Here is a 6025-nt window from a genome sequence, read left to right as displayed (position 1 = left end):
GTGATCGCGCTGCCCCCGGGGTCGGTGGGGGACGCGCAGGGGCGGGCGAGCTATCTGGAGACCGACGAGCTGCGGTCCGTGCCGGTGGCCGATTTCCGGCGGCGGGTGGGGGTCGCGGACCCGGCACTGTGGGACCAGGTGCGGCACCTCGCCCGGTAGGCGTGTAGTGCGCAACGGCCCCTGGATCCATGGCAATTGGGGTGGTATGCACAGGGGTCGAATCCCGGTCTGCGGGGATACTGACCCGTATGACGGACTGGCTCATACTCGCGGGTTGCTTCGTGATCGCGGTCACGGCGTGGCTGCTCGACGACAAGGTGCGCGGTGCCGCCGCCGATGCCTGTCTGGCGGCGTTTGTGGCAGAGGACCGCGACGGCGCCGTCGTCGGATCCGACGACGTGGAACGGCTCGGCCCGCTGGCCCTCGGTGCGCTGAACGGCGAGGCGGAATGGGGGGCACGCACGGGGGCGCTGGCCAGGCTGGTGGCTACGGGGCGGCTGCACCGGATGCCGCGTGGCACACCCGGGCAGGGGCGCTGGGAATCCCGTGGCGCACCGCCCTCGGACGCCGACGAGTTCGAGCGTGAACTGTGGGACGCGGCGCGGCCGTTGCATGTGCGCAACCCCGCCTTCTCCCCCGGCCAGGGCGAGGGCGAGTACCTGTGGGAGCTGCGGGCGCCGAACTCCTACCACCTGGTGAAATCGGCGGAGGCACGGCTGCTCGGCGAGGGCTGGACCCGGGCGCAGTTCGAGATGGTTCCCGGTCTGCCGCTGCGCTGGGGCCGGTGGTCGGCGATCGCCGCGGCGGTATCGGTGCCTGCCGTGACCGTGCTGCTGCTCGACCAGGCCTGGGTCCGGGCCGGGCTGGCGTTCCTCGTCGGGGCGATGGCACTGCGGAAGGTCTTCCCCGACGGCCCGACCATGCCCCGGCAGCTGCCCGTCCTCACCGGCAAGGGGGAAGCGGTGCTCCGGATGGCGCGGGAGCGCTACGCGGAGCTGGATCCGGCGACCCGCCCGGCGGCGGAGCCGTACGACCCGGGCCAGGTGCGGATGGCGGTCGCGCTCTTCGGCTTCGCGGTGCTCGACCGCATCGACGCGAGGATCAAGGACGACTGGGCGCGTGAGACGGTCATCTCCTGGGGCCCCGGGGAGTGACCGCCCGGGGCGCTCGGATCAATCAGGCCCAGAGTTGACCCTGGAGGGTCGCGATCGCTTCCTCGGTCGTCGCCGCCGTGTACACGCCCGTCGACAGGTACTTCCAGCCGCCGTCCGCCACCACGAAGGCGATGTCGGCGGTCTCTCCCGCCGCTACGGCCTTCTTGCCCATGCCGATCGCAGCGTGGAGGGCCGCGCCGGTGGAGACGCCGGCGAAGATGCCCTCCTGTTGGAGGAGTTCGCGGGTTCGGGTGACCGCGTCGGCCGAGCCGACCGAGAAGCGGGTGGTGAGGACGGAGGCGTCGTAGAGCTCGGGGACGAAGCCCTCGTCGAGGTTGCGGAGGCCGTAGACGAGGTCGTCGTAGCGCGGCTCGGCGGCGACGATCTTGACGTCCGGCTTGTGTTCGCGGAGGTAGCGGCCGACTCCCATGAGGGTGCCCGTGGTGCCGAGGCCCGCCACGAAGTGGGTGATGGAGGGGAGGTCGGTGAGGATCTCCGGGCCCGTCGTCGCGTAGTGGGCGCCCGCGTTGTCCGGGTTGCCGTACTGGTAGAGCATGACCCAGTCGGGGTGCTCGGCGGAGAGTTCCTTGGCCACGCGGACCGCCGTGTTGGAGCCGCCGGCCGCGGGGCTGGGGATGATCTCGGCGCCCCACATGCCGAGGAGTTCACGGCGTTCCTGCGAGGTGTTCTCGGGCATCACGCAGACCATGCGGTAGCCCTTGAGCTTCGCGGCCATCGCGAGGGAGATGCCGGTGTTGCCCGAGGTGGGCTCCAGGATGGTGCAGCCGGGGGTGAGGCGGCCGTCCTTCTCCGCCTGTTCGATCATGTGCAGGGCCGGGCGGTCCTTGACCGAGCCGGTCGGGTTGCGGTCCTCCAGCTTGGCCCAGATGCGGACGTCGGTGGACGGCGAGAGCCGCGGCAGGCGCACCAGAGGGGTGTTGCCCACCGCGGCCAGCGGGGAGTCGTAACGCATCGACGATCAGGCCATACCGCCGGCCACGGCCGGCAGGATCGTGACGCTGTCGCCGTCGGTCAGCTTGGTGTTGATGCCGTCGAGGAAGCGGACGTCCTCGTCGTTCAGGTACACGTTGACGAAGCGGCGCAGCTCGCCGCCGTCCACGATGCGGGCCTGGATGCCCGCGTGCCGGGTCTCGAGGTCGGCGAAGAGCGCGGCGAGGTTCTCACCGGCACCCTCGACGGCCTTCTCGCCGCCGGTGTAGGTGCGGAGGATGGTGGGGATGCGGACCTCGATGGCCATGGCAAGGGGCTCCTGTCGGAAGCGGGAGGGGTCTGGTCTCGGTGGGCACATGCCTGACTGCCGCGGCGCACGGCCGTGCGGCGACAGCGCGCTGTCAACAGATGGCGCTGTTCAGCCTGCACAGGTCGACGTGCAGCCGCGCCACGAGCAGCGTGCCCGGCGCCTTGTCGCTCACGTCGAGAAGAACCATGGGCTCATCGTATCGATTCCCGGTCCGGGCCCCGGTAGGTGATCTCACAATTCGGACGAAATTCATTCGGGGGGTGAGACGGCGCAGCTCAGGCGGACTGTCGTACGACCAGCCGGGTGGGGACGATCGTCGACGGCAGGTCCTGCCCGGGGTCCTGTTCCGTGCGGCTGAACAGCAGTCGGGCCAGCAGGCGGCCCATCTCGGCGACGTCCTGGTGGACGGTGGTCAGCGGCGGGTCGGTGGACTCGGAGATGGCGGTGAGGTCGTCGAAGCCGACCACGGCCACGTCCTCGGGGACCCGGCGGCCGCGTTCGCGCAGCGTCTGGAGGGCGCCGGAGGCCATGAGGTCGGAGGCGACGAAGACGGCGTCCAGATCGGGGTGGCGCTCCAGCAGCGCGGCCATCGCGTCGGCGCCGCCCTGGCGGGTGTAGTCGGCGCGTTCGACCAGGTGGGGGGCGGTGTCCGGGAGGGCGTCCCGGTAGCCGGCGAGCCGTTCGGCGGCGGAGTTCTCCTGGTCGTAGGGGCCGGTGACGGTGGCGATGCGCTCGCGGCCCAGCGCGAGGAGGTGGCGGACGGCCTGGCGGGCGCCGCCGCGGTTGTCGCCGTCGACGAAGGCCTGGCCGCGCACGGGGTCGCCGTCGTACAGGAGGGGTCGGCCGCCGAAGACGGCGGGCAGCGCGAGCCGGTCGACCATCTCGGGCATCCGGTCGCCGGGGCGCAGCGAGAACAGGATCGCGCCGTCGACGTGGCCGCCGCCGAGATAGTCGGCCACGCGCGCGTAGTCGTCGGGTTCGTCGACGAAGAGCAGGACGGCCTGGGCGCCGTGCCGGGCGAGTTCGCCGCGGATGCCGCGCAGCAGGCAGTCGAAGAACGGGTCGAGGAACAGCCGGTCCTCGGGCTGGGCCGCGACGACCGCGACGGCGCCGGTGCGTTGGGTGACCAGTTGGCGGGCCGCCTGGTTCGGGACGTAGCCGAGCGCGGAGATCGCCTCGCGGACCCGGACGGCGGCCTCGGGACTCACCTTGGGCTCGCCGTTGACCACCCGCGACACCGTGGACTTGGAGACCCCCGACCAGCGGGCGACATCCTCCAGCGTGGGGCGCCGTGCGCGCGACCGCTGCGTCAACACCATCTCCGTCAGGGCGAGTTGGCCTGTTGCGTACGCGGTCAGTATGCCTCTACGACCTTGACGTCCTCCTCCGTGACCACGCCGTCCAGGATCTGGTACGAGCGGAACTGGAAGGGGCCCGCCTCGTCGCTGTCGGCGGTGGAGACGAGGACGTAGTGGGCGCCGGGTTCGTTGGCGTAGGCGATGTCGGTGCGGGAGGGGTAGGCCTCGGTCGCGGTGTGGGAGTGGTAGATGATCACCGGCTCCTCGTCGCGGTCGTCCATGTCGCGGTAGAGCTTCAGCAGGTCCTGCGAGTCGAACTCGTAGAACGTGGGTGAGCGGGCCGCGTTCAGCATGGGGACGAAACGCTCGGGGCGGCCCTCGCCCACCGGGCCCGCGACGACTCCGCACGCCTCGTCGGGGTGGTCCGCGCGCGCGTGCGTGACGATCTGGTCGAAGAGGGCCTGGGTGATGGTCAAGGTCGGCATGGTCGTCAGGATAAGCAGAAGGGCCGCCGCACAAGCAGTAGGGCCGCCCCGTACCGAGTGGTGGTGCGGGGCGGCCCGTATGCCGGGATCGGAGAGGCCGGCGGACGGGTCAGCCGACCTTCTCGAACTCCGGCTCGCAGCGCTCGGTGACCTGCGGGTCGCGGACCTTGAGGGCGATCCAGCCGCCGATCAGGGCGACGGTCCAGCCCGCCATGACGTAGAGGCAGACGCGGGAGTCGGGGTCGTAGGCGATGAGGCCGGTGACGAAGAGCAGGAACGCGATCGCGACGTACGAGAACTTCGCGCCGCCCGGGGCCGGGAAGGACGAGGCCGGGAGGCGGCCGGCGTCGACCGCGCGGCGGTAGAGGACGTGGCTGATCAGGATCATCAGCCAGGTCCAGATGCCGGCGGCGGTGGCGACCGAAGTGACGTAGCCGAAGGCCTTCTCCGGGACGACGTAGTTGAGGACCACGCCGATGCCCATGAAGGCGACGGAGATCGTGATGCCGGTCGCGGGGGTCTTCGAGGCGGACAGCCTGCTGAAGACCTTCGGGGCCTCGCCGTTGTCGGCGAGGGTGCGGAGCATGCGGCCCGTCGAGTACATGCCGGAGTTGCAGGAGGAGAGGGCCGCGGTGAGGACTACGAAGTTGACGATTCCGGCGCCCGCCGGGATGCCGATCTTCGCGAACGCCTCGACGAACGGGCTGACGCCCGGGGCGAATTCGGTCCACTTCACGACGCAGAGGATGACGGTGAGGGCGCCTACGTAGAAGAGGGCGATGCGCCACGGGAGGGTGTTGATCGCCTTGGGGAGGGTCTTCTCCGGGTTCTCGGACTCGCCCGCGGTGACGCCGACCAGTTCGACGGCGAGGTAGGCGAACATCACGCCCTGGAGGGTCATCAGGGAGGAGCCGATGCCCTTGGGGAAGAAGCCGTCGAACTGCCAGAGGTTGGCGACGGAGGCGGTGTCGCCGGCGCTGCTGAAGCCGAAGGTGAGGACGCCGAGGCCGATCACGATCATGCCGATGAGGGCGGTGACCTTGACCATCGAGAACCAGAACTCGATCTCGCCGAAGAGCTTCACGGAGATCAGGTTGGCGACGAAGAGGATCACCAGGAAGGCGAGCGCTGTCACCCACTGGGAGACGGCGGGGAACCAGTAGTTGACGTAGATGGCGGCGGCCGTGAGTTCGGCCATGCCGGTGACCACCCACATCAGCCAGTACGTCCAGGCGGTGAAGTAGCCGAAGAACGGGCCGAGGAACTCGCGGGAGTACTCCGCGAAGGAGCCCGACACCGGGCGGTACAGGAGCAGTTCGCCCAGGGCCCGCATGATGAAGAAGATGATCACGCCGGCGAGGGCGTACATGAAGATGAGGCTGGGTCCGGCCTTGGCGATGTTCGCCCCGGCTCCCAGGAACAGGCCGACGCCGACGGCGCCGCCGATCGCGATCATCTGGACCTGACGACTGCCGAGCCCGCGCTCGTACCCCTCCTCGGGGGTGTCGTCCGTCTTGACCTGAGCGGAGGTCATGTGTGGTGCGCCTTTCTCCGAATCCCCCCATGGACTGGAGCTGCCCGACCGAGGTCCGTCGGCCGCATGGCGAACCCGGCGGGACATGGGTGGCGTCCGCCGGGCGGTCGTGAAGATCTATCACGGTCGCAATCGTGATCGATGCGGACACTTGTGGCGCACACCACAGGAAGAACCGGACAAAAATGATCGACGGGCGGCATTCCTGGCCGACGCGGTGACGTGATCGTTATTGGGATTTGAGGGTCCGCTGAGCGAACGGGGTGGGGGTGGGCGGGAACGGGTTGGGCGGT

General features: G+C 70.0%; 7 protein-coding genes and 1 pseudogene. 2 read left to right on the top strand and 6 right to left on the bottom strand.

The genetic code is table 11. The annotated features are described in order from the left end of the window. A pseudogene (locus JHN63_RS46800) lies at nt 1–159 on the top strand (type II toxin-antitoxin system PemK/MazF family toxin); the annotation flags it as partial. Nucleotides 160–248: 89 nt separating this feature from the next. After that, nucleotides 249–1154 (top strand): hypothetical protein, encoded by a 906-nt coding sequence (locus tag JHN63_RS46795; RefSeq protein ID WP_200691229.1) that lies wholly within the window; start codon nt 249–251, stop codon nt 1152–1154. A 22-nt stretch (nt 1155–1176) separates the two neighbouring features. Here the strand turns inward: JHN63_RS46795 and JHN63_RS46790 are convergent, their stop codons facing one another. The 6 genes from JHN63_RS46790 to JHN63_RS46770 all read right to left on the bottom strand — a co-directional run bounded on the left by JHN63_RS46790 (nt 1177) and on the right by JHN63_RS46770 (nt 5732). Beyond that, nucleotides 1177–2127, bottom strand: a complete 951-nt coding sequence (locus JHN63_RS46790; protein WP_200691228.1) for a PLP-dependent cysteine synthase family protein — start codon at nt 2125–2127, stop codon at nt 1177–1179. A 6-nt stretch (nt 2128–2133) separates the two neighbouring features. Then, nucleotides 2134–2412 (bottom strand): MoaD/ThiS family protein, encoded by a 279-nt coding sequence (locus JHN63_RS46785; RefSeq protein WP_019065920.1) that lies wholly within the window; start codon nt 2410–2412, stop codon nt 2134–2136. 94 nt (nt 2413–2506) lie between these two features. Further along, complete coding sequence (locus tag JHN63_RS54910; RefSeq protein ID WP_019065921.1) at nt 2507–2602, bottom strand: putative leader peptide; 96 nt, start codon at nt 2600–2602, stop codon at nt 2507–2509. A gap of 88 nt (nt 2603–2690) precedes the next feature. After that, nucleotides 2691–3734 carry a LacI family DNA-binding transcriptional regulator gene (locus JHN63_RS46780; RefSeq protein WP_200691227.1) on the bottom strand — a complete coding sequence of 348 codons (1044 nt, stop codon included), beginning with the start codon at nt 3732–3734 and terminating at the stop codon, nt 2691–2693. 35 nt (nt 3735–3769) lie between these two features. Next, nucleotides 3770–4198, bottom strand: coding sequence for a Mov34/MPN/PAD-1 family protein (locus JHN63_RS46775; RefSeq protein ID WP_200691226.1), 429 nt, complete (start codon nt 4196–4198; stop codon nt 3770–3772). A 109-nt stretch (nt 4199–4307) separates the two neighbouring features. Continuing rightward, nucleotides 4308–5732, bottom strand: a complete 1425-nt coding sequence (locus tag JHN63_RS46770; RefSeq protein WP_200691225.1) for an amino acid permease — start codon at nt 5730–5732, stop codon at nt 4308–4310. Nucleotides 5733–6025 lie beyond the last annotated feature (293 nt).

The sequence above is a fragment of the Streptomyces sp. MBT65 genome, from assembly GCF_016612545.1.
Lineage (GTDB): Bacteria > Actinomycetota > Actinomycetes > Streptomycetales > Streptomycetaceae > Streptomyces.
This window is presented reverse-complemented; position numbering and strand designations above follow the sequence as displayed.